Here is a 23,624-nt window from a genome sequence, read left to right as displayed (position 1 = left end):
CCCGTTTCTGTTATGGCAGCAAGCGCGTGTCTGGTTATGACAAGGAGTTCGCCGCCCGATGATCCCCACTGCCAGCGCAGAGCAGCAATCAGTATTGCCGTTAGCCTGCACCTCATTTGCGGTATTTCTCACCTATCTCACTGCCGGTTTGGCGCTGCCGGTGATCCCGCTGTATGTGCATCAGCAACTCGGCATGAGTAATCTGATGGTCGGCGTGGCGGTAGGAATTCAGTTTTTTGCCACGCTGCTAACGCGCAGCTTTGCTGGACGGCGTGCCGATCAGCATGGTGCGAAGCTCACTACGCAGCATGGCATGATGGCCATCGCGCTGGTCGGCGTGGCCTATTTGGCGGCGGCACTATTACCGGTGTCCCCTTGGGCGAAGTTTGGTTTGCTGGCGCTAGGGCGACTGTTGCTGGGATTTGGCGAAAGTTTGCTGCTTACCGGAAATCTGACGTGGGGCATGGGGCTGGTCGGCAGTAAACGTTCAGGTCTGGTGATGTCGTGGAACGGCATGGCGATATACGGATCGCTGGCGGCGGGTGCGCCATTGGGGCTGCTAATTAATCAGCATGGCGGTTTTGCCGCACTTGGCGCAGTGGCGCTGCTATTACCGCTGCTATCGCTGGCAATCAATGGCTGGATTCGCAAAGTGCCGGTTGTTGGCGGCGAGCGGCCATCGCTGTTTAGCGTGGTAAAAACCATCTTCCAGCCGGGGCTGGCGCTGGCGCTGCAGGGCACCGGGTTTGCTGTCATCGGTACCTTTACTTCGCTCTACTTTGCGGCGGAAAACTGGGGCAATGCCGGTTTTGCGCTCACGGCGTTTGGCTGCGCCTTTGTACTGGTGCGCGTGTTCTTTGGCGGTTTGCCGGATCGTCACGGCGGCGTGCGCGTGGCGATGGTATCGCTGCTGGTGGAAACCGCCGGATTACTGCTGCTGGCGTTGGCCAGTTCCGGCTGGATGGCGCTAATTGGCGCGGCATTGACCGGCTGCGGCTGCTCGCTGATCTTCCCGGCGCTGGGTGTGGAAGTCATCAGGCGCGTATCGCCGCAGATCCGCGGCACCGCGCTCGGCGGCTTCTCTGCTTTTCAGGATATTGCTTACGGCGCCAGCGGACCATTGACCGGCTTACTGGCGACGGCGCTGGGTTACGGTTCCGTGTATGTTGCGGGTGCCTGCTGCGCTGCGCTGGGAATTCTGGTCACCTGGACGTTTTCGCGTCGTGCGACAGCAGCGTAACCAGCTTATCGCAGGCGCTAATAATCTCACCGGGTGTCAGCGCGGCAAATCCCAATAGCCAGCCCGCTTGCTGCGCTTCCCCCGCATAGAGCGGTGACAGCCGCGGTAACAGTAATCCTCGCGCTTTAGCCTGTTCGGTTAAGTGCGCTTCATCCCCCTGCAGCAACTGCACCGTTAACTGCAAGCCTCCTGCCGCCGGCAGCGGCTGGAGCCAGGGTTGCAGTCGCGTATTGATCTGCTCCAGTAAACAGTCACGTCGACTGCGATATAGCTGGCGCATCAGGCGTAGATGGCTGGCAAAATGGCCTTGCTGCAGAAACTCCGCAGTGATTGCCTGTGGCAACATCGCGCTGTGGCCGTCCATCACGCTGCGCGCGCGCCCAAGCGCCTGGACCAACTGCGGCGGCACCACCATCCACGCCAGACGCAGCGAGGGAAACAGCGTTTTGGAAAAGGTGCCGAGACAGATGACCCGACTGTCGGTTTCTACACCTTGCAGCGCTGGAGCAGGGCGATCCTCGTAGTGAAATTCGCTGTCGTAATCATCTTCAATTAGCCAGCTATCGTGCTGGCGCGCCCATGCCAGCCAGTGCAGGCGGCGCGCCAGGCTCATTGCTGTGCCCGTTGGGTAGTGATGGGCGGGCGTGAGATACACTAATTTCGCGCTACCACTGAGCGGCATCGCTCCTTCCGCATCCAGCGGCATGGCGCGACAGCGCGCACCGGCGGCGAGAAACGCATTGCGCGCCCCGGGATAACCCGGCTCCTCCAGCCACACCTCGTCGCCCGCATCAAGGAACATTAACGCCAGCAGTTGCAGCGCCTGCTGTGAGCTGGTGAGCATCACCACCTGTTCTGCCGAGCAGCGCACGCCACGCGACAGTGCCAGATAATCCGCCACGGCCTGGCGCAGCGACGGCAGACCAAGCGGGTCGCCATAGCCCATTACGCCACTGCCCAGTGAGCGTTGCACCTGATGAGTGATGCGACGCCACTGTGCATGCGGAAAAGCGCGTAACTCTGGCGAGCCGGCGGCGAAGGCGTGAGGAAACGGCGGATCCTGACAGCCGCCAGTCGCCAGCACCTGTTGACCACGCTGGGAAAAACGCGGTGAGCAAGCGACCCGACTTTTCGGCTTAGGCGGCGGCATGCGAATCGAGACAAACGTGCCGCGTCCGCCCTGGCGCTGCAGATAACCTTCGCTTTCCAGCTGCGCATAAGCAGCCTCGACCGTAACGCGTGACAGTGATAAATCGATTGCCAGCTGGCGACTGGCGGGCAGTTGCTGCGCATGCTGCAGATGACCGTTGGCAATTGCCTGACGTAGAGTATTGCACAACCGTTCGCGCAGGCCGCCTTGGGTCTGGTGGCTAAATAGCGCCAAAAATGAGGTCTTCATCGTGGTCTTATTCGGGTGATAGAAGTGGTATCAGCATGCAGACCACTTTGCCGTAAACTGAGAAAAAATCACAGTGGGAGAAGGCAATGTCAGCGGTCTTAAAATTCGCTCCGGCCAGCGCAAACGAAAGCGTGGCGTATTTGCAGCACAAACTGAGCTTTTACACCGATGCGTGGGATTTAGCGCAAGATCTGGCGCAGGGTATCAGCGCGATCGTAGTGGTCGATGCACGTTCTGAGGACGTTTATCAGGCAGGGCATATTTGCAGCGCCATCTCGTTCCCGCATCGCACCATGAATGCGGCATCGACCGCGCATCTCGATCGCAGCAAAGTTTACATCACCTATTGCGACGGCATTGGCTGTAACGGCTCAACCAAAGCGGCACTCAAGCTGGCGTCGCTGGGTTTTCAGGTGAAAGAGCTGATGGGTGGGTTGGATTTCTGGAAGCGCGACGGTCATCCAATGGCATGGGGGACGACAGCAGGCGAATGGCCATCTGCCTCGCCCGCTGCACACTGTGGCTGCTAGATAAGTAACCACAGCAGGAAGGTGAACACCAAGAGTCCGACAATCAGCGTGAGCATTGGACGTTGAGCCAGCGGCTGCGGCAGGATTTGAATAAACGGCGACCAAATCGGCTGCGGGTGCATCTCGCTATCGGCCAGCGGCTGTTCGTGCAGCTTTTCGGCGCGACGGCTAAATAATAGATTCAGCAGATCCTGCGTTTGCGCTGGCGTTAGAACGGTATGGGGCATCGCCTGGAAACGCTGTTGGCTGTAATCCTCCAGCAATCGCTGCTCATCCTGCGTCAGCGGTTGCTTCAGCGAGGTTTCCAGCATCTGCAAGGTCGGCGCGCTGTGCTGACCCAGCGTCTGCCGCACCTGCAAATATTGCGTTAGCAGCGGGAAGTGGCGGGATGGAATCGGATCGCCACTTTTCAGGTTTACCAGCTTCAAGGTGTCGGCCAGCAGCTTCACCGGCGATTCCCCGGTAGTAGCGGCAAGACGTGTAACCTGTTGATTCAGCGATTGCTGCTCTGCCGGCAACAAGCTGCGATCGGAAGATCGCGTTTGCTGCGGTTGCGGAATTGCCATCTGGCCGTTTTGCAGCATGGTCAGCACCTGACGCAGCTGATCCTGCGACAACCCGCTCAATACCGTTTGGTTAAACTGCTGACGAATAAAGTCGCTCACTGCCTGGCGATTATTGCCCTGCGGCAATTTTTCCAGCAGCTGCTGTAACAGCTGGCGCGTGGCAAGGCTGTTTTGTACCTGGGTCAGACGGCCATTGAGATGCTGTTCTGCCGCCGGGAAATGACGTGATTGCAGCTCACTCTCATTTTTCACGCCAACTTCGTGACGCACGCCTGCCCACAGTTCCGGGGCTTTTAGCGTGCTGAGTGACATGATACGTACAATCAGGCGTTCCAGCGTGGTGCGCTGGGCAGGGGATAACGGTTGTTCACCGGCGGGGCCACCAGGACGGGCTGGGCCAGTGGCTGGCGTTAAAGATGAACGATCGCCCGCGGGCACACCGGGACCGCTGAGAGGTTGCATGGCGGAATCCTTGAAAAACGGGTCAGATCCGGGTGCGCCGGAAAAACGAGGCCACATGATAGCAAAAGCCCCCGGGAAATCCACGGGGGCTACGGTCTTTCCGGATAATAAATCAGGGGGCGGGATCGGGAAGGATAACGTTACGCGGCTTGCGTAACGGAGTTTTCAAACGTTGCGCCAGAATGACGCCCACCAAAGTCATGCCGCCACCAATCCAGTGATAAGCGTGCAGCTGCTCATGCAGGAACAAGACGGCGATAGCCGCAGTAAAAACCGGTACAAAATTCATGAAGAGACTGGTGGTACTGGCACCAAGGCGCTGAACGCCTAAAATCCACAGGAAAGGCGCGATAATTGACGCAAATAGCCCGGCATACAGCACCAGCGGCAGATTATACACGTTGAGCGATACATCTGGTGCATGCACGAAGCCGGGAATCAGCAGCAGTACGCCAAAGAAAATCTGCACGTAGAGGCTTTGCCAGGTGGGCAGTGGAATCGCCCAGCGCTTAGTCAACACGCCATAAAGCGCGTACGAGGTTGATGCCGCCAGCATCATCAACTCGCCGTTACCAAGACGTTGATTCAGCAACTGCGCCGGATTGCCCTCACTTACCAGCCATACTAAACCCACGAAGGACAGCACGCCGCCAATCAGAATGCCGCGCGTGGGGGCAAGGCGCAGTACTATCAGGCTGAGCAGAATGGTCAGCAGCGGAATGGTGGCGCCGAGAATACCCATCATCACTGCCGAAACGCTGTGCGCCGCGTAATAGGCGAGGCTCTGATACAGCACCATGCCAAGCAGTCCGAGAATCAGCAGTCTCCAGCCGTTGCTTTTTATGGTGTGACGATGACGCCAGACGCCCGGCAGGCAAAACGGGGCCAACACCACCAATGCCAGCAGCCAGCGATAGAAGGAGATCGCCGCAGGATCGATACTTCCTGCCGAAAGTTTGCTAACGATAGTGTTGATCGACCAAATCAGCACCGCGATCAGCGGAAACAAAAAATTCATAGTACAGCTCCTCAGATAATCGCGAATAGTTTACGTTTGACCGGTTTAGACTAGATAGTTAAAATCGGACAATATTTGTTAGTGACCGGACAGAATGAATCTTCAAGTCGAATATCAGCCGCCGATTGATGCACCTCTGCTGCGCTACTTCATGCGCTACGATGCCGTTAACGCGAAAACCGAATATCTGATGCACGCACATGATTGGGGGCAGGTCATATTTGTCACCTGTCGCGTGCTGGAGTTAGAAGTGGAAGGCGAACGCCTGCTGACGCCTGCCGATATACCGATTTGGATCCCGGCAGGGCATCGGCACAGTAGCTATAACCATAACGACGCGCGTTTTCGTACCTTCAACATCGCTGCCGATCTCTGCAGTGGCATGCCGGATAAAGCCTGTTTATTGCATGTCGATACCCTCGTGCACGCCATCATGAATGATTTCGCCCGCCGCGAGCTGGAGCAGCCGCAGACGCAGGCCGACTGGCGTTTGTGTGAAGTGCTGATGGATCGCCTGCACATTGCGCCAGTGCACAACAGCTATTTGCCGATGTCCGATGACAAATTCCTCGCACCGATTCTGCGGGCGCTTGAAGCCCATCCCGGTGATAACACCACGCTGGCACAATGGGCAAAGCGCGTGTTTACCACCGAGCGTACGCTAGCGCGACGCTGTCAGCAGCAGCTGAACATGTCGTTCAGCGAATGGCGTCAGCGTTTACGCTTTTTACGCGCCATCGCGCTGCTTGAGCAGGGCTGCAGCGTGCAGGGCATCGCTCATGAGCTGGGCTACAGCTCAGCCTCAGCGCTGATTGTGATGTTCCAGCAACAGGCCGGAACGACGCCGGATCGCTATCGCAGCCGGTTAGGTTAATCCCTGGCTTTATGCCAAAATATGCCCCGTTGATCTCAACCAGACAGGACCGCCGCAGTGAAAATTCTCGTCGATGAAAATATGCCTTATGCCCGTGAACTGTTCAGCCGCACCGGAGACGTGGTAGCGGTGCCGGGACGTCCGCTGCCGGAAGCTGAGCTGCAGGATGCCAGCGGGCTCATGGTGCGTTCGGTCACGAAAGTGAATGCAGCGCTGCTGTCCGGCACGCCGGTGAAGTTTGTCGGCACCGCCACCGCGGGAACTGACCATATTGATGATGCGTCGCTGGCGGCGGCAGGCATTGGTTTCTCTGCCGCGCCGGGCTGTAACGCGATTGCGGTGGTGGAGTATGTCTTCTCTGCGCTGCTGCTATTGGCGGAACGCGATGGCTTCGAACTGCGCGATCGTACGGTGGGCATCGTTGGCGTGGGCAATGTTGGCGGGCGCTTGCAGAAACGTCTGGAAGCCTGGGGAGTGAAAACGCTGTTATGCGATCCGCCGCGCGCCGATCGTGGCGATAAGGAAACCTTCCATTCACTGGATGAGCTGGTGGCGCAGGCCGATATCCTCACCTTCCATACGCCGCTGTTTAAAGAAGGGCCGTATAAAAGCTGGCATCTGGCCGATGCGGCGCTGCTGCTGGCGCTCAAGCCCAACACGATTCTGATCAATGCCTGTCGCGGTCCGGTGGTGGATAACGCCGCGCTGCTGGAAATACTCAAGATGCGCCACGATCTCAGCGTGGTGCTGGATGTGTGGGAGCCGGAGCCGGACTTATCGCTCGACCTGTTGGATAAAGTGGATATCGCCACTGCGCACATCGCCGGTTACACGCTGGAAGGTAAAGCGCGCGGCACTACGCAGGTGTTTGAAGCCTGGTGCGACTTTATCGGTCAGCCGCAGCAGGTCTCGTTAGACAGTCTGCTGCCTGCACCGGAATTTGGTGCGATCACGCTGCGCGGCCCGCTCGATCAGCCAACGCTAAAACGCCTGGTACATCTGGTGTATGATGTGCGCCGCGACGACGCGCCACTGCGCAAAGTGGCAGCAAAGCCAGGCGAGTTTGATCGCCTGCGCAAGCAGTACGAAGAGCGTCGCGAATGGTCATCGCTCCAGGTAAATTGCGACAATGCCGAGACGGCGGCGATGCTCAATCAACTCGGCTTCCGTGCCAGTTTGTAAAGTTAATTCAATCACCTGCAATTTTGCGGGGGATAATTCCTAAATCACGGGCGGTGTTTTCACCGCCTTCTGTTTTTGTGTCAATCTCTGGAGTAAACCAACATGTCTGACGGCTGGAATATCGCGCTTTTAGGCGCAACAGGCGCAGTAGGGAACGCTGTACTGGAACTGCTGGCTGAACGCCAGTTCCCGGTTGGTGAATTGTATTTGCTGGCCAGTGAAAATGGCGCCGGCGAGAACAAACGTTTTGAGGGGCGTACCGTGCTGGTGCAGGACGCGGCTGAGTTTGACTGGACGCAGGTGCAGCTGGCATTTTTCACCGCCGGACGTGAAGCCTCGGCGCGCTATGCCGAAGAAGCGGCGAGCCAGGGGTGTCTGGTGATTGATAGCAGCGACCTGTTCGCGCTTGAACCGGATGTGCCGCTGGTAGTGCCGGATGTGAATCCACAGGTGCTGGCGGATTATCGCAACCGCAATATTATTACCGTGGCTGATAGCCTGGTGAGCCAACTGCTGTGTTCGATCAAGCCGCTGGTGGATCTGGCAGGTCTGAGCCGCCTGCAGGTGACCAACCTGATTGCCGCCTCCAGCCACGGTAAAGCCGCAGTTGATGGTCTGGCCGGTGAAAGTGCGCGCTTGCTGAACGGCGTGCCTGCCGAGCAGCACTATTTTGGTCGCCAGCTGGCGTTCAACATTCTGCCGCTGCTGGCTGACAACAACGGCAGCGTGGAGAGTGAGCGTCGCGTGGTTGAGCAGGTGCGTAAAGTGCTGCAGGACGAAGGTTTACCGATTGCGGTCAGCAGCGTGCAGGCACCGGTGTTCTATGGCAATGCGCAGATTGTGCATGTGGAGAATCTGCGTCCGTTGTCGGCAGAAGAAGCGCGCGATGAACTCGGCCGCTCCGGTGATATCAACCTGAGTGAAGAGAGCGATTACCCAACGCAAGTGGGCGATGCGTCTGGCAGCGACGTGCTGAGCATTGGCTGCGTGCGCAATGATTACGGCATTCCGGAGCTGCTGCAGTTCTGGTCAGTCGCCGATAACATCCGCTTCGGTGGTGCATTGATGGCAGTGAAAACCGCCGAGAAGCTGGTGCAGGAGTATTTCTATTAATGTTGTCTGAAGGTAAGACGCTTAAGCTGGCGTTGGGTATTGAGTATGACGGCAGCCGTTATTACGGCTGGCAGCGGCAGAATGAAGTGCGCAGCGTGCAGGAAAAACTGGAGAAAGCGCTGTCGAAAGTGGCGGATCATCCAGTGGTGGTGTTCTGCGCTGGCCGCACCGATGCGGGCGTGCACGGTACCGGGCAGGTGGTGCATTTCGAAACCACCTCGTCGCGTGCCGATGCGGCCTGGACGCTGGGTGTTAACGCTAATCTGCCCGATGACATCGCGGTGCGTTGGGTGAAAGCGGTGCCGGATGAGTTCCATGCGCGCTTTAGCGCCACTGCGCGGCGTTATCGCTACGTGATTTATAACCATCGGCTACGTCCAGCGATTCTTGGTAAGGGTATTACCCATTATTACCATCCATTGGATGCGGAGAAGATGCAGCGTGCCGGCCAGGCGCTGCTGGGCGAGAATGATTTTACCTCGTTCCGCGCCGTGCAGTGTCAGTCACGCACGCCGTGGCGCAACGTGATGCATCTCAACGTTTCGCGTCATGGACCGTACGTGGTGGTCGACATCAAAGCCAATGCGTTCGTGCACCATATGGTTCGCAATATTGTTGGCAGCCTGATGGAAATTGGCACGGGCAATCAGCCGGAAGAGTGGATGGCAACGTTGCTGGCGGCCAAAGATCGCAAGTTGGCGGCGGCGACCGCCAAAGCCGAGGGGCTTTATCTGGTGGCGGTGGATTATCCATCCCACTTTGCATTACCTCAGCCTGCGTTGGGACCGTTGTTCCTCGCGGATTAACCTTTAATTGTTGGATGTCAGGGGAGTCGTGGTTATATGGAGTTTATCCACTTTTTGATCGATTTTATTCTGCATATTGATGTGCATTTGGCCGAGCTGGTGGCGCAGTACGGCGTGTGGATTTACGCCATTCTGTTCCTGATTCTGTTCTGTGAAACCGGTTTGGTCGTGACGCCGTTCCTGCCTGGCGATTCGCTGCTGTTTGTGGCGGGGGCGCTGGCGGCACTGCCGGGTAACGATCTCAATGTACATCTGATGGTGACGCTGCTGGTGATCGCTGCCATCCTTGGTGATGCGGTGAACTACACAATTGGTCGTTTGTTTGGCGAGAAGCTGTTTAGTAATCCGAACTCGAAAATTTTCCGTCGCAGCTACCTGGATAAAACCCACGCGTTTTACGATCGCCACGGTGGCAAAACCATTATACTTGCGCGCTTTGTACCAATCGTGCGAACCTTTGCCCCCTTTGTGGCGGGGATGGGACATATGTCTTATCGCCACTTCGCGCTCTTTAACGTGACGGGTGCGCTGCTGTGGGTGCTGCTGTTCTCTTACGCTGGCTACCTGTTTGGTGACTTGCCGGTGGTGCAAGAGAACCTGAAGCTGCTGATCGTCGGCATCATCGTGGTTTCCATACTGCCTGGCGTCATTGAAGTATGGCGTCACCGTCGTCAGCAGAAGTCACAGTAAGCGCGTAACCAGATTTTTATCCACAGCGTGAACGGGTTGTGGTTTAATGAGCGACATTTACGGCCTGCTGAAGGTGATTTCAGCAGCAATGAGAAGACTGGACCAGGTCAGCATTAAACAGAAAGGTCATCAATGAGCTGGATTGAACGCATACTGAATAAAAGCACTGCCACCCCATCGCGCAAAGCCAGCATCCCGGAAGGGGTGTGGACCAAGTGCGATAGCTGTGGGCAGGTGCTGTACCGCGCCGAGCTGGAGCGTAACCTCGAGGTCTGCCCGAAGTGCGACCATCACATGCGCATGCATGCCCGTGAGCGCTTGCATAGCATGCTGGATGAAGGTTCGCTGGTTGAGCTGGGTAGCGAGCTGGAACCGAAGGATCTGTTGAAGTTCCGCGACTCAAAGAAGTACAAAGACCGTTTGGTTGCTGCACAGAAAGACACGGGCGAGAAAGATGCGCTGGTGGCGATGAAAGGTACGCTGCACGGTATGCCCGTTGTGGCGGTGGCTTTTGAGTTCTCCTTTATGGGCGGCTCAATGGGTTCCGTGGTTGGCGCGCGCTTTGTGCGTGGCGTTGAGCAGGCGCTGGAAGACAATTGCCCACTGATTTGCTTCTCCGCTTCCGGCGGTGCGCGTATGCAGGAAGCGCTGCAATCGCTGATGCAGATGGCAAAAACCAGTGCTGCACTGGCGAAAATGCAGGAGCGCGGCTTGCCGTACATCTCCGTGCTGACCGACCCAACCATGGGCGGCGTTTCCGCCAGCTTCGCGATGTTGGGCGATCTCAACGTAGCGGAACCGAAAGCGTTGATTGGCTTTGCCGGTCCACGCGTTATCGAGCAGACCGTGCGCGAAAAACTGCCGCCGGGCTTCCAGCGCAGTGAGTTCCTGATTGAGAAAGGCGCGATCGACATGATCATCCGTCGTCCGGAAATGCGCTTTAAGCTGGCAAGCCTGCTGGCGAAAATGATGAACCTGCCAGCACCGCTGCAGGATGGTAATCAGCCTGATGTGGCTGAGCCGGAGAGCAACGAAGCCTGACAGGCAACGGAAAGGAATCTTCCTTTCCTCCAATGCACCGTCTACACGAAATCATTCGAGCTGCAGCAAGGCGGCAAGTGAATACATCCCCGGGAGCTTACATCAGTAAGTGACCGGGGTGGATGAACGCAGCCAACGCCGCTGCAGCTTGAAGGATGATGTGTATTAATTAAGAACGGGACACATGGATAATTCTCTTCCTCAAGCCACGTCGCCTTTGGCCACGTGGCTTCATTATCTTGAGCATCTGCACTCGCAGGCCATTGAACTCGGTTTGGATCGTATTCAACGCGTTGCTGAACGCCTCGATCTACTCAAACCCGCTCCTTTTGTCTTCACCGTCGCCGGTACTAACGGTAAAGGCACCACCTGCCGCACCCTGGAAACGCTGTTGTTGGCCGCCGGTTATCGCGTGGGCGTTTACAGCTCGCCGCATCTGGTGCGTTATACCGAACGCGTACGTGTGCAGGGTGTGGAACTGGATGAAGCGCTGCACAGCGCCAGTTTTGCCGCAATTGAAGCCGGGCGCGGTGACATTTCTCTCACCTATTTCGAGTTCGGCACCCTGTCGGCATTCAATCTGTTCCGCGATGCCAATCTCGATGTGGTGATTCTCGAAGTTGGCCTTGGCGGACGCCTTGATGCCACCAATATTGTCGATGCTGATGTCGCAGTAATCACCAGCATTGCGCTGGATCACACCGATTGGCTGGGGCCGGATCGCGAAAGCATCGGCCGCGAAAAAGCCGGCGTGTTCCGTGCAGGCAAACCGGCGATCGTCGGGGAAGACGATATGCCGGGCACCATCGCGGAGGTGGCGACGGAGAAGGGGGCAGTGCTGTTGCAGCGCAATCGCGACTGGCAGTGGCAGCAGACCGGCGAGAGTTGGATGTTGCAGGATGCGCACGGTGAACTGCGCGATTTGCCGTTGCCACAGGTGCCATTACCGAATGCGGCGACTGCGCTTACCGCGCTGCGTGCATCGGGCCTGAACGTCAGTGAAGCGATCATTCGCCAGCATCTGCCACGCGCTATTTTACCCGGTCGTTTTCAGACCGTGAGCGAATCGCCGCGCGTGATTCTCGATGTGGCGCACAATCCTCATGCCGCTTATTATCTGGCTTCACGTCTGGCCGCTGAGCTATTGCGTGGCAAGGTGCATGCGGTGGTCGGTATGCTGCATGACAAAGATATCGCCGGTACGCTGGCCGCGCTGGCGCCACAGGTTGATTGCTGGTACTGCGCGCCGCTTGACGGTCCGCGTGGTGCAACCGCTGATGAGCTCATGGCTCATCTGAAAAATGGAACGTCTTACAGCAACGTTGAGGCAGCCTGGCAAGCGGCGCGTCAGCAGGCGCGTCCTGAAGATGTGATTCTGGTGTGTGGGTCTTTCCACACCGTAGCGCAGGTTATGGAATCGATGGCAGCGGAGAACGGCAGTGGCAAGTAAGTTTCAAAATCGCTTAGTCGGTACGGTCATTTTGGTGGCGATTGGTGTCATCGTCTTGCCTGGCCTGCTAGACGGTAAGAAAAAGCATTACAAAGAAGAGTTCGCCGCTATTCCGCTGGTGCCGAAGCCTGACGACCAGCAGGACAGTGAAATGGTTCCACCGGTGACACAGCCTTTACCGGCACAGCCACCGGAAGGTGCAGGCGCGGTGCAGAACCCGGCGAGCGGCAAAACTGCCACCAGCGGCAGCGCGCAGCCGACGCAGAATACCGAGCCAAGCGTAGTGACGCCGCCACCGGTACATCAGCAGGTGCAACCGAAGCCGGTAGAACAGCCGAAGCCAAAACCGGTCGAGCAGCCGAAACCAAAGCCGGTAGAACAGCCGAAGCCAAAACCGGTGGAGCAACCGAAGCCGAAGCCGGTAGAGCAGCCGAAACCGGTTGAGCAGCCAAAACCGGCAGAAACGCCGAAGCAGAGTGAGACAGCTGCGCCGACGGGGCAGGCGTATGTCGTACAGCTGGGTGCGTTAAAGAACGCCGCGAAAGTGAGCGAGATTGTGGCGCAGCTGCGTCTCTCCGGCTATCGCGCCTTTACCGTTCCGTCATCGCCGGTGCAGGGGCAAATTACCCGCATTTATGTCGGTCCGGATGCTAACAAAGCGAAGCTGCAAGGTTCTCTTAGCGAGCTGCAAAGCATCTCAGGTCTGGGTGGGGTGGTGAAACCTTATAGCGCGCGATAGGGCGCTGATAAGCCGCGCCGATAGCAGAAAAAGGCGCGGCTTTACAAAATTTTTGTAGCGAAGCGCGGAAATAAAATCATTAAATATCAGTATCTTAAATTGCTGATAACACACGGGGCGAGGAAAGTTTTTTTCATCGCCCTTTTTACGGATACAGAACCGGAAAACCCTACGCAAACGTTTTCTTTTTCTGTTAGAATGCGCCCCGAACTGGATGCAGGGGGTGCGATAGCACTGGGCTGGAAGAGTTCATGATCTGGATTGATTACGTCATTATTGCGGTAGTTGGTTTTTCGGCTCTGGTCAGCCTGATTCGTGGGTTTGTCCGTGAAGCCTTATCTCTCGTTACCTGGGGATGCGCGTTTTTTGTCGCCAGTCATTATTACGCCTACCTTGCCGTCTGGTTTACAGGTTTTGACGACGAACTGGTTCGCAACGGCATCGCCATCGCGGTGTTATTCGTGGCCACCCTGATTGTGGGGGCCATCGTGAACTATGTGATCGGCTCGCTGGTTGAGAAAACTGGCTTGTCGGGAACCGACAGGGTGTTGGGGGTCTGTTTCGGGGCGTTGCGTGGCGTGCTGATAGTGTCTGCTATGCTTTTCTTCCTTGATACATTCACCGGCTTTTCCAAAAGCCCGGACTGGCAACAGTCGCAGCTTATTCCCCAGTTCAGTTACATCATCAGGTGGTTTTTTGATTACCTGAAAAGCACGTCGAGTTTTTTACCCCGGTGACACCATCGGGAGTGCGGCTAATGAGGAAATGACAATATGTGCGGTATTGTTGGTATCACCGGTTTTATGCCAGTAAACCAGTCAATCTATGACGCGTTAACGGTGCTTCAGCACCGCGGGCAGGATGCCGCCGGCATTTGTACCATCGATGCTATTAACTGCTTCCGTTTGCGTAAAGCCAACGGTCTGGTAAGCGATGTGTTCGAAGCGCGCCACATGCAGCGTCTGCAGGGCAACATCGGGATTGGCCATGTACGCTACCCTACGGCAGGCAGCTCGAGCGCCTCTGAAGCGCAACCCTTCTACGTGAACTCCCCGTATGGCATAACGTTGGCGCACAACGGTAACCTGACCAACGCGCATGAACTGCGCAAACAGCTGTTCGAAACGGGCCGCCGTCACGTTAATACCACCTCAGATTCCGAAATCCTGCTGAACATTTTCGCGCAGGAGCTGGACCGTTTTCAGCATTACCCGCTGGAAGCCGACAACATTTTTGCTGCGGTGGCGGCAGTGCATCAGCAGGTGCGCGGCGCTTACGCGGTCGTTTCTATGATTATCGGGCACGGTATGGTCGCCTTCCGCGATCCTAACGGTATTCGTCCGCTGGTGCTGGGCAAGCGCGTCATCGCTGATGGCCGCACCGAATATATGGTGGCGTCAGAAAGTGTCGCGCTCGACACGCTGGGCTTCGAGTTCATTCGTGACGTTGCGCCGGGTGAAGCGGTGTACATCACCGAGCAGGGCCAGCTGTCTACCCGCCAGTGTGCAGAAAACCCGAAAACTAATCCTTGCCTGTTCGAGTACGTTTACTTTGCGCGTCCGGATTCATTCCTCGATAAAATCTCGGTGTACAGTGCGCGCGTGCGCATGGGCACCAAGCTGGGTGAGAAAATTGCCCGCGAGTGGGAAGATCTGGACATCGATGTGGTGATTCCCATTCCCGAAACCTCCACCGATATCGCGCTGGAAATCGCGCGCATCCTCGACAAGCCTTATCGCCAGGGATTCGTGAAAAACCGCTACGTTGGCCGTACCTTTATTATGCCGGGCCAGCAGCTGCGCCGCAGCGCGGTGCGCCGTAAGCTCAACGCTAACCGTGCCGAGTTCCGCGATAAAAACGTGTTGCTGGTGGATGATTCCATCGTACGCGGTACCACCTCAGAGCAGATTATCGAGATGGCCCGCGAAGCGGGTGCGAAACGCGTTTACCTCGCTTCTGCGGCACCGGAAATTCGTTTCCCGAACGTCTACGGAATCGATATGCCAAGCGCAACCGAGCTCATCGCTCACGGCCGTGAAGTGGAAGAGATTCGTCAGCTGATTAAAGCCGATGCGTTGATTTTCCAGGATCTGAACGATCTGATCGAAGCGGTGCGTGAAGAAAACCCTGATATCGCCCAGTTCGAGTGCTCGGTATTTAACGGCATTTACGTCACCAAAGATGTTGATCAGCAGTACCTTGAATATCTCCAGTCGCTGCGTAACGACGATTCCAAAGCCATTGCGCGTCAGACAGAAGTAGAAGGTTTAGAGCTGCACAACGAAGGCTAAGCTTCACGTTGTGGCAGAGTAACGGCAGGGCGGGCGCAATCCCGCCCTGTTTGTTTTTGTATTTTTGCTCAGGTAGCCGCTATTATTGCCGCAATCTGAACGGGCAAGGCTGAATTATGAAACGACTGATCATTGGTATTTCCGGCGCCAGCGGCGCAATCTACGGCGTGCGCATGTTGCAGGTGCTGCAACCGCTGGCGGAAGTGGAAACCCATTTAGTGATCAGCCCCGCAGCGCGTCAAACGCTGGCGCTGGAAACCGATTTCACCCTGCGCGAGGTGCAAGCGATGGCCGATGTGGTGCATGACGTGCGCGATATTGCCGCCAGCATCTCCTCCGGCTCCTATAAAACACTCGGCATGGCAATTGCGCCGTGCTCGATGAAAACGCTCTCCGGTATTGTGCATAGCTACAGCGATAGCCTGCTGACGCGCGCGGCAGATGTGGTGCTGAAAGAGCAGCGTAAGCTGGTGCTGTGCGTGCGCGAAACGCCGCTGCATCTGGGGCATCTGCGCATGATGACCACGGCAGCTGAACTCGGTGCGCTTATTATGCCGCCCGTACCGGCGTTCTATCATCGCCCACAATCGATTAGTGAGTTAGTCGATCAAACCGTCAATCGCGTGCTGGATCAGTTTGATATTGAGCTACCGGAAGATCTTTTCACCCGCTGGAGCGGTGCATAATGGTGCATTAATGCACTGACTGTGTGCAATTTCGCGTGCGCGATCACTCTTCGTGCATCTTGTGCACCAAAAGTTAACAATGTCGCTTTTTCTTCCTTACACCGCTGTTATATTTCCCTCACAAACTAAGTGCTTGCGCCGCTTACCGGCGGAGTATTTAGCGCGCCTGTTTACGCTTTAGCCGATTAGCAGAACTGGCATGAAACGTGCACATCTTAGAGCGCAAACCAACACATCACGCACCACATAACAATAAGCACTTCACTTGAGGGTTACCTATGAAAAAGCGAGTTTTGGCTCTTTCTCTGATGCTGGCAATGGCAAGTAGCGCGAGTGTATTCGCTGCTGTACCACAGACGCTGCGCATCGGAACTGACCCGACTTATCCGCCATTCGAATCCAAGAACGCGCAGGGCCAGCTGGTTGGCTTTGATATCGATCTGGCCAACGAAATTTGTAAACGTATCAAGACTAAATGTACTTATGTGGAAAGTGATTTCGATGCGCTGATCCCGTCGCTGAAGGCGAAGAAAATTGACGCCATCATCTCTTCTCTCTCTATCACCGAGAAGCGTCAGGAAGAGATTGCCTTCTCAGAGAAATTGTATGCGGCTAATGCGCGTTTAGTGGCGCCAAAAGGTTCAACGCTGCAGCCAACCATTGAATCGCTGAAAGGCAAAAACATCGGTCTGCTGCAGGGCACCACGCAGGAAACCTATGCAAAACAGTACTGGCAGCCGAAAGGCGTCACCGTTACGCCATACGCTAACCAGGATCTGGTCTACCAGGATCTGAATGCCGGTCGTATCGATGCTGCGTTCCAGGATGAAGTGCAGGCGAGTGAAGGCTTCCTCAAGCAGCCGGTCGGTGCGAAATATGCCTTTGCCGGCCCAGCGGTCAAAGACGATAAAATCTTTGGCGTCGGCACCGGTATGGGTTTGCGTAAAGATGATGCAGACCTGAAGGCGGCGATCGATAAAGCCTTTGGCGAGATGCGTAAAGACGGTACCTACGACAAGATTGCTAAAAAGTACTTCGACTTTAATGTCTACGGCGATTAATTATCCTGTCTCCTGACCGTCGCCCTTCAAGCCGCAGGAGCGTTGGCAACGTGTATTCATCCCGGTCACTTACTTGTATAAGCTCCGGGGAATTCATACACTTGCCGCCTTCCTGCGACTCGAATGTCTTGGTCAGTGCCGTCTTTGCATTAGGCGGTAATTTTACATTTTCCTCACGACAGGATTGAACCATGTTGTATGGCTATTCCGATGTAATCCTTAAGGGCACCCTTGTGACGCTAGAGCTGGCACTCAGCTCGGTGCTGCTGGCGGTGGTGCTCGGCCTGATTGGCGCTGGTGCCAAACTTTCCCGCAATCGCCCGCTGGCGATGCTGTTTGAAGGCTATACCACCTTAATTCGTGGTGTGCCCGACCTGGTGTTGATGCTGCTGATTTTCTACGGATTGCAGATCGCACTTAATACACTGACCGATGCGCTGGGGCTGGCCCAGTTTGATATCGACCCGATGGTCGCCGGTATTATCACGCTTGGTTTTATCTACGGCGCTTATTTCACCGAAACCTTTCGCGGTGCGTTTCTGGCAGTGCCGAAAGGGCAGATCGAAGCAGCCACCGCCTTCGGCTTTACCGGCTCGCAAACCTTCCGTCGTATTCTGTTCCCGGCAATGATGCGTTTTGCGCTGCCGGGCATCGGCAATAACTGGCAGGTCATTCTGAAAGCGACCGCGCTGGTCTCGCTGCTGGGCCTGGAAGATGTGGTGAAAGCCACGCAGCTGGCAGGCAAAAGTACCTGGCAACCGTTCTACTTCGCGATTGTGGCGGGGGTGATTTATCTGGTGTTTACCACGCTGTCGAACGGCGTGCTGTGGTGGCTTGAGCGCCGCTACACGGTGGGTGTGAAAAGGGCCGAGCTATGATTGAGATTATTCAGGAGTATTGGAAGCAGCTGCTCTGGACCGATGGTTATCGTTTTACCGGCATTGCAATTACGCTGTGGTTATTGATTCTTTCGGTTGTGATCGGCGGTTCTCTTGCGGTATTGCTGGCGATTGCGCGCGTCTCCTCCAACCGCTTTATCTCCACACCGGTATGGTTGTTCACGTATGTGTTCCGCGGCACACCGCTGTATGTGCAGCTACTGGTGTTTTACTCTGGGATGTACACGCTGGAAGTGGTGAAAGGCAACGAGTTGCTAAACGCCTTCTTCCGCAGTGGGCTGAACTGTACGCTGCTGGCGTTCACGCTGAATACCTGCGCCTATACCACCGAAATCTTTGCCGGTGCAATTCGCTCGGTGCCGCATGGGGAAATCGAAGCGGCGCGTGCTTACGGCTTCTCGCCGTTTAAACTCTATCGTTGCATTATTCTGCCCTCGGCTCTGCGCACGGCGCTGCCGGCTTACAGTAATGAAGTGATCCTGATGCTGCACTCCACTGCGCTGGCGTTCACGGCCACGGTGCCGGATCTGTTAAAAATCGCGCGCGATATCAACTCGGCGACCTATCAGCCGTTTACCGCGTTTGGCATCGCGGCGGTGCTGTATCTGATTATCTCTTACGGGCTGATTAGCGTGTTCCGCAAAGCTGAGCAACGCTTCCTCGCGCACGTAAAACCCTCTTCATCGCATTGAGTATTACTATGGCTGAAAATAAATTAAGCGTTACCGAACTGCACAAACGTTACGGTGAACATGAAGTTCTCAAAGGTGTGTCACTGCAGGCTAATGCCGGCGATGTGATCAGCATTATTGGCTCGTCGGGTTCCGGGAAAAGTACCTTCTTGCGCTGCATTAACTTCCTCGAGAAACCGAGTGAAGGCACGATTGCGGTGAACAATCAGCAGATCAATTTGGTGCGTGATACCGATGGTCAGCTGAAAGTGGCCAATAAAGAACAGTTACGCATGTTGCGCACGCGCCTGACCATGGTGTTTCAGCATTTTAATCTGTGGAGCCATATGACGGTGCTGGACAACGTCACCGAGGCGCCGATTCAGGTGCTAGGACTGAGCAAGGCAGAAGCGCGCGAGCGTGCGGTTAAATATCTGGATAAGGTCGGTATTGATGCGCGCGCGCGCGCCAAATATCCGGTACATCTCTCCGGCGGCCAGCAGCAGCGTGTGTCCATTGCGCGTGCCCTGGCGATGGAACCAGAAGTGTTGCTGTTTGACGAACCGACCTCGGCGCTGGATCCAGAATTAGTCGGCGAAGTGCTGCGCATCATGCAGAAGCTGGCCGAAGAGGGCAAAACCATGGTGGTGGTGACGCACGAGATGGAGTTTGCTCGTCATGTCTCTAATCACGTGATCTTTCTGCATCAGGGTAAGATTGAAGAGCAGGGCACGCCGGATGAGCTGTTCGGTAACCCGAAAAGCCCGCGCTTGCAGCAGTTCTTGAAGGGATCGTTGAAGTAATTCCTGGTCGCCATGAATGGCGACCCTACTTCGTAGGTGCGCATGTATGCGCACCGGTTCAATCCCGCAGCAATCTCAGCGCGGTATCCTCATCGGTCACCAAACCTGATACCCAACCACCCTGCAGTGCGGCACGTATTGCCGGATACTTACGCTCGCTGCCGGCAAAGCCGATAATCTGCCGCTGCGTTCGGCTCTCCAACAGTACGCTGGTGAGCAGCTCATCAGTTTCACCCAACACGCGCTCACCTTGCTGATTGAAAAAGTGCCCGAGCATTTCGCCAACCACGCCGCGCGCGTTAAGCGCTGCCACTTGCGTATCGGTAATAAAGCCCTCGGCATGCAGCGGGCATCCGGGCTGAACCTCACCAATGCCAACAAACGCCACATCCGCCTGCAGTGCGCGCAACGTCACGCGTTGGTACACCTGATGCTGAATCCACATCGCCTTATCTTCGGGGGTATCGGCATACAGCGGTGCCGGGATAAAGAAATACTTGCCCTGCATTTTCTCCGCCATCTTCAGCGGTACATCGTAACGTGTGCCCGAATCATCCCGCGCAATTGCGCCAATCATTGATACGCACTGATGCTGCGGCCGTTCTACCCAAGGTAATGCATCGATCATCGAACGTAATGTCTTACCGGAACCAATGCCAAATACCTGCGGTTGCTCGTCATTAATGTATTGCGACATTACAGCAGCGCCTTCTACCGCCAGCATCTGCTGGATGGCATCCTCGTCGAGATTGGCTGAGGGCACCACGCGGCATAGCGTCAGGCCGAACTTATCCTGAATCTCGCGTGCCAGATGCAAACAATGCGTCACCGGATGATCAATTTTCACGCTCACCATACCCATCTCACGCGCGCTTGAGACAAGGCGCTGCGCCACCTGACGCGACAAGCCCAACGCGCGTGCAATCTCCTGCTGCGTCACGCCCGCGACGTAATACATCCAGGCCGCGCGTGCCGCCAGTTCTTGTTTTTTCTCTTCTCTGCTCATCACGCTGTTCCGCCAAAAACGATATGCCATGTTAACGCGAGAGAGAGGATAAGTGTTAATTGAGCAAAAGCCCTAAAATCGAGCAAAAGTTTTAATTGTGATTCAGCTCCCAGAATGATCTTTGCCGCAGGCACTATGCTACACGCCGTCGGGCAAATGCCCTTAATCGTGGCAAATGTTTACTTTGAGGCGAATATGACCAGTAAATCAGTGTGGATGCATATCGGCGCAGGCTCATTTCATCGTGCGCATCAGGCATGGTACCTGCATAAATTACGTGAGCAGGGCGATGACAGCTGGGGTATTGCACTCGGTAATATCCGTGAGGATGCCGCGCCGCTGCTGAACCAACTCTCTGCGCAAGCGGGCGAATACGTGTTGGAAACCGTTACGCCAGAAGGCGAGCGCGCCTATGAAACCATTACGTCGCTGCGCAAAATCCTGCCGTGGGACAGCGACATCAGCGCGCTGATTGATCAGGGTGCAAAGAGTGAAACCCGGGTCATTGGCTTTACCGTCACCGAAGCGGGTTACTACTTGACGCCAGAACATGAACTTGACCTCACGCAGAGTGATGTACAGGCCGACGTAACAGGCGATATCCGCACTATCTATGGTGCGCTGGCGCGCATTCTCGCACAGCGTGTTGCCAACGGCGGTGCTCCGGTTACGCTGCTCAACTGCGACAATCTACGTCATAACGGCGAACGTTTTCGTCACGGCTTTCTCGCGTTTCTTGCAGCAAAAGGCGATCACGCTCTGGCTCATTGGGTGCGTGAAAACACGACCTCGCCGAATACCATGGTCGATCGCATCACACCCCGTCCTACGCCGGATGTGGCTGAGCGCGTAAAAGCCGTCACCGGCAAAGACGACGGCGCAGCGGTGATGGCTGAATCCTTTATTCAGTGGGTGATCGAAGATGATTTTATTGCCGGTCGTCCGGCGCTGGAGAAGGTTGGCGTTGAACTCGTCGATTCCGTGTTGCCGTGGGAAGAGGCAAAAATTCGTATCCTCAACGCCACGCATGCGGCGATTGCCTGGGCCGGTACGCTGATCGGTCTTAATTATATTGATGACAGCACGCGTCAGCCGGCGATTTATCAACTGGCGTATGACTATGTCACGCAGGACGTAATGCCGTCGCTGTCACCCAGCCCGCTGGATCTGGCCGACTATCGCGACGTGGTTCTGGCGCGCTTCAGCAATCCCTACATCAAAGACACCAACCAGCGCGTTGGCGCCGATGGCCTGTCGAAAATCCCCGGCATGGTGACGCCAACGCTGCGTGAATGCTATCAGCGCGGTGCAGAGCCGGCGGCCACCGCAGTATTACCGGCACTATTTTTCCTGTTCCTGCAGCGCTGGGCCAGCGATGCACTGCCGTATCAATATCAGGATGGCATGCTGCAAGCGGACGCGCTGCGTCAGCAGTTTGCTCGTGCCGATGCGCTTAACGCGTTCCTCAGCGATAGCGCGCTGTTCGGCGAGCTGGCGCAGGACAAAGCTTTCCATGCGCTGGTCACGCGCAGCGTTGCCGATTTACAGCAGTGGCTAAAACAGCCAGAACGCGCGCTAGCCGCAGTGTAAGGAGTGCATTATGTATCTCGGCATTGATATTGGAACCTCGGAACTTAAGGCACTTCTCATCAACACGCAGGGCGAGATCGTTGCCTCTAACCATGCCACGCTGCACGTGCAGCGTCCGCACGCACATTGGGCTGAGCAGGATCCTGAGCGCTGGTGGCAAGCCTGTGGCGAGGTGATCGCTGGATTGCGTCAGCAGGCGGCACAAACGTGGAGCGAGGTTCGTGCCATTGGTTTATCAGGCCAAATGCATGGCGCAGTGCTGCTGGATGCGCAGGGGGATGTACTGCGGCCCTGCATCCTGTGGAATGACACGCGCAGCGCGCCACAATGCGAAGCACTGCGCGTGCAGCATCCGGAGATGATGCAGTTGAGCGGCAACATGATCATGCCGGGCTTCACCGCGCCAAAACTACGCTGGGTGGCGGAAAATGAGCCAGAGATTTTCCGCCGCATCGACAAAGTGCTGCTGCCAAAAGATTATCTGCGCTGGCGCATGACGGGACGTTTTGTCAGTGAACCCTCAGATGCGGCGGGCACGCTTTGGCTCGATGTGGCACAGCGCGATTGGTCTGATGAACTGCTGGCGATCACGGGGTTAACGCGCGCGCAGATGCCAGATTTGGTGGAGGGGAGCGCGGTTAGCGCCACGCTACAGGCCAATCTGGCAAGTGAGTGGGGTTTATCGGCCTCGGTTAGCGTCGCGGGCGGCGGCGGAGATAACGCCGCGTCAGCGGTGGGCGTGGGCGCGGTCAATCCTGGGGATGCTTTTATTTCGCTCGGGACTTCAGGTGTGATTTTCGTGGTCAACGATCGCTTACTCGCCGATCCGCAATCTGGCGTACACGCATTCTGTCACGCCTTGCCGTGCCGTTGGCATCAAATGAGCGTGATGCTTAGTGCCGCCAGCTGCCTGCGCTGGTTATGCAATCTGCTGTCGGTTACCGAAAGCCAGTTGATGGACGAGATGGCACAACTCAGCGATGAACAACGGTGTCACGCCCCGGTTTTCCTGCCTTATCTCTCCGGCGAACGCACGCCGCATAACGATCCCGATGCTTCGGGTTCTTTCTTCAATCTGCGACATGAAACACCTCGCGCGCTGCTGGGCTACGCCGTGATTGAAGGGGTGGCGTTTGGGTTGGCAGATGGATTCGCCGTGCTCGGCGATGCGAAGCGGCAGATTCATCAATGCAGCCTTACCGGCGGCGGCGCTCGCAGCACGCTATGGGCGCAGTTGATTGCTGATGTGCTGCAACTGCCGATTGTCACGCATCCCGCCAGCGCGTCCGGCGCATTAGGCGCAGCGCGCCTGGCGTGGCTGGCCGACGGCGGCCTGGAGAGCGAGGTCTGTCTTAAACCATTGGAACAGGCGCGTTATCAGCCGGATGCCGCGCGCGGCAGCGTACTGCAACAGCGACTGCAGGTGTTCCGCACACTCTACGCACAACAGCAGCAGGCGCGTACGTTACTGCCTGATTAACCGGATTACCGAACAGAGGATGATTGT

At 56.3% G+C, this 23,624-nt stretch carries 23 protein-coding genes; 19 read left to right on the top strand and 4 right to left on the bottom strand.

Annotated features, from left to right (window positions below; genetic code table 11):
• Nucleotides 1-58: 58 nt before the first annotated feature.
• Entirely contained in the window at nucleotides 59-1,240 is a 1,182-nt protein-coding gene (locus tag AC07WB_RS13465) for an arabinose transporter (RefSeq protein WP_097096562.1), read from the top strand.
• Here AC07WB_RS13465 and pdxR read toward each other — a convergent pair.
• Nucleotides 1,203-2,639, bottom strand: a complete 1,437-nt coding sequence (gene pdxR / locus AC07WB_RS13460; protein ID WP_494940659.1) for a MocR-like pyridoxine biosynthesis transcription factor PdxR — start codon at nucleotides 2,637-2,639, stop codon at nucleotides 1,203-1,205. The two genes, AC07WB_RS13465 and pdxR, sit on opposite strands and share 38 nt — an antisense overlap.
• A gap of 86 nt (nucleotides 2,640-2,725) precedes the next feature.
• Here pdxR and AC07WB_RS13455 point away from each other — a divergent pair, with 86 nt between their 5' ends.
• Nucleotides 2,726-3,169, top strand: coding sequence for a rhodanese-like domain-containing protein (locus tag AC07WB_RS13455; RefSeq protein ID WP_494940658.1), 444 nt, complete (start codon nucleotides 2,726-2,728; stop codon nucleotides 3,167-3,169).
• Here AC07WB_RS13455 and flk read toward each other — a convergent pair.
• Both flk and AC07WB_RS13445 read right to left on the bottom strand, forming a co-directional pair.
• Nucleotides 3,166-4,197: a flagella biosynthesis regulator Flk gene (gene flk / locus AC07WB_RS13450; protein ID WP_097096565.1), complete on the bottom strand. Its 1,032-nt coding sequence runs from the start codon at nucleotides 4,195-4,197 to the stop codon at nucleotides 3,166-3,168. The two genes, AC07WB_RS13455 and flk, sit on opposite strands and share 4 nt — an antisense overlap.
• Before the next feature lie 112 nt (nucleotides 4,198-4,309).
• On the bottom strand, nucleotides 4,310-5,215 hold the full coding sequence (locus AC07WB_RS13445) for a DMT family transporter (RefSeq protein ID WP_494940657.1): 906 nt from the start codon (nucleotides 5,213-5,215) through the stop codon (nucleotides 4,310-4,312).
• A 94-nt stretch (nucleotides 5,216-5,309) separates the two neighbouring features.
• Between AC07WB_RS13445 and AC07WB_RS13440 the strand changes: the two genes are divergently transcribed.
• From AC07WB_RS13440 to hisP, 15 genes are all read left to right on the top strand, one after another.
• Nucleotides 5,310-6,089, top strand: coding sequence for a helix-turn-helix domain-containing protein (locus tag AC07WB_RS13440; RefSeq protein WP_345828883.1), 780 nt, complete (start codon nucleotides 5,310-5,312; stop codon nucleotides 6,087-6,089).
• A gap of 57 nt (nucleotides 6,090-6,146) precedes the next feature.
• A complete protein-coding gene (pdxB, locus tag AC07WB_RS13435) occupies nucleotides 6,147-7,271 on the top strand; it encodes a 4-phosphoerythronate dehydrogenase PdxB (protein WP_494940656.1) in 1,125 nt (374 codons plus the stop codon).
• Nucleotides 7,272-7,373: 102 nt separating this feature from the next.
• A complete protein-coding gene (locus AC07WB_RS13430) occupies nucleotides 7,374-8,384 on the top strand; it encodes an aspartate-semialdehyde dehydrogenase (protein ID WP_007889262.1) in 1,011 nt (336 codons plus the stop codon).
• Complete coding sequence (gene truA / locus AC07WB_RS13425; protein ID WP_097096569.1) at nucleotides 8,384-9,190, top strand: tRNA pseudouridine(38-40) synthase TruA; 807 nt, start codon at nucleotides 8,384-8,386, stop codon at nucleotides 9,188-9,190. The genes AC07WB_RS13430 and truA overlap by 1 nt, the downstream gene beginning before the upstream one ends.
• A gap of 36 nt (nucleotides 9,191-9,226) precedes the next feature.
• A complete protein-coding gene (locus AC07WB_RS13420) occupies nucleotides 9,227-9,880 on the top strand; it encodes a DedA family protein (RefSeq protein ID WP_097096570.1) in 654 nt (217 codons plus the stop codon).
• Nucleotides 9,881-10,012: 132 nt separating this feature from the next.
• Nucleotides 10,013-10,921 carry an acetyl-CoA carboxylase, carboxyltransferase subunit beta gene (gene accD, locus AC07WB_RS13415; protein ID WP_097096571.1) on the top strand — a complete coding sequence of 303 codons (909 nt, stop codon included), beginning with the start codon at nucleotides 10,013-10,015 and terminating at the stop codon, nucleotides 10,919-10,921.
• 184 nt (nucleotides 10,922-11,105) lie between these two features.
• Entirely contained in the window at nucleotides 11,106-12,371 is a 1,266-nt protein-coding gene (gene folC, locus AC07WB_RS13410) for a bifunctional tetrahydrofolate synthase/dihydrofolate synthase (protein ID WP_494940655.1), read from the top strand.
• Complete coding sequence (gene dedD, locus AC07WB_RS13405) at nucleotides 12,361-13,110, top strand: cell division protein DedD (RefSeq protein ID WP_494940654.1); 750 nt, start codon at nucleotides 12,361-12,363, stop codon at nucleotides 13,108-13,110. Before folC ends, dedD begins: the two co-directional genes overlap by 11 nt.
• Before the next feature lie 251 nt (nucleotides 13,111-13,361).
• Nucleotides 13,362-13,847, top strand: coding sequence for a colicin V production protein (gene cvpA, locus AC07WB_RS13400; protein WP_064739347.1), 486 nt, complete (start codon nucleotides 13,362-13,364; stop codon nucleotides 13,845-13,847).
• Between the two features lie 36 nt (nucleotides 13,848-13,883).
• Nucleotides 13,884-15,401: an amidophosphoribosyltransferase gene (purF, locus tag AC07WB_RS13395; RefSeq protein ID WP_097096574.1), complete on the top strand. Its 1,518-nt coding sequence runs from the start codon at nucleotides 13,884-13,886 to the stop codon at nucleotides 15,399-15,401.
• A 116-nt stretch (nucleotides 15,402-15,517) separates the two neighbouring features.
• Entirely contained in the window at nucleotides 15,518-16,087 is a 570-nt protein-coding gene (locus AC07WB_RS13390; protein WP_345828892.1) for a UbiX family flavin prenyltransferase, read from the top strand.
• Nucleotides 16,088-16,365: 278 nt separating this feature from the next.
• Entirely contained in the window at nucleotides 16,366-17,148 is a 783-nt protein-coding gene (gene argT, locus AC07WB_RS13385; protein WP_097096576.1) for a lysine/arginine/ornithine ABC transporter substrate-binding protein ArgT, read from the top strand.
• 191 nt (nucleotides 17,149-17,339) lie between these two features.
• Entirely contained in the window at nucleotides 17,340-18,026 is a 687-nt protein-coding gene (locus AC07WB_RS13380) for a histidine ABC transporter permease HisQ (protein ID WP_097096577.1), read from the top strand.
• Nucleotides 18,023-18,739 carry an ABC transporter permease gene (locus AC07WB_RS13375; protein WP_097096578.1) on the top strand — a complete coding sequence of 239 codons (717 nt, stop codon included), beginning with the start codon at nucleotides 18,023-18,025 and terminating at the stop codon, nucleotides 18,737-18,739. The genes AC07WB_RS13380 and AC07WB_RS13375 overlap by 4 nt, the downstream gene beginning before the upstream one ends.
• 8 nt (nucleotides 18,740-18,747) lie before the next feature.
• Complete coding sequence (gene hisP / locus AC07WB_RS13370) at nucleotides 18,748-19,521, top strand: histidine ABC transporter ATP-binding protein HisP (RefSeq protein WP_097096579.1); 774 nt, start codon at nucleotides 18,748-18,750, stop codon at nucleotides 19,519-19,521.
• Nucleotides 19,522-19,579: 58 nt separating this feature from the next.
• Here hisP and AC07WB_RS13365 read toward each other — a convergent pair whose 3' ends face one another.
• Nucleotides 19,580-20,527: a sugar-binding transcriptional regulator gene (locus tag AC07WB_RS13365; RefSeq protein WP_494940653.1), complete on the bottom strand. Its 948-nt coding sequence runs from the start codon at nucleotides 20,525-20,527 to the stop codon at nucleotides 19,580-19,582.
• A gap of 195 nt (nucleotides 20,528-20,722) precedes the next feature.
• Between AC07WB_RS13365 and dalD the strand changes: the two genes are divergently transcribed.
• Together dalD and xylB are read left to right on the top strand one after the other, a co-directional pair.
• Nucleotides 20,723-22,117 (top strand): D-arabinitol 4-dehydrogenase, encoded by a 1,395-nt coding sequence (dalD, locus tag AC07WB_RS13360; protein WP_345828894.1) that lies wholly within the window; start codon nucleotides 20,723-20,725, stop codon nucleotides 22,115-22,117.
• 10 nt (nucleotides 22,118-22,127) lie between these two features.
• On the top strand, nucleotides 22,128-23,597 hold the full coding sequence (xylB, locus tag AC07WB_RS13355; RefSeq protein WP_494940652.1) for a xylulokinase: 1,470 nt from the start codon (nucleotides 22,128-22,130) through the stop codon (nucleotides 23,595-23,597).
• Nucleotides 23,598-23,624: the final 27 nt, after the last annotated feature.

Source organism: Pantoea sp. GW821-FHT03E06 (assembly GCF_059420725.1).
This window is presented reverse-complemented; position numbering and strand designations above follow the sequence as displayed.